At 56.6% G+C, this 244-nt stretch carries 1 pseudogene; it reads left to right on the forward strand.

From position 1 onward, the window contains the following. Window positions 1-19: 19 nt before the first annotated feature. Window positions 20-244: pseudogene (locus AC1RQI_RS17440) on the forward strand (MFS transporter); the annotation flags it as partial.

Consider the following 244-nt stretch of genomic DNA (forward strand, 5'->3'; position numbering starts at 1 on the left):
CGAAACTGTCGGAATCTGCATGCTGGCCTATACACTGCCAACATTGATCGTGCCCCCATTGGCTGAACGCCTTTCGTATCGATATCACCCGCGCCTGATCATTCCGCTGGGGCTCTTCACCATCGGCCTGGGCTTCTTTCTGATGAAACAAGGCAGCGCCACCTGGCTGACGATACTCCCAGGTTGTTTGGTGGCGGGTGTTGGACTTGGCATCACCAACACACCGGTGACGAGCACGATCACG

The sequence above is a fragment of the Salicola sp. AFF1 genome (assembly GCF_056783195.1).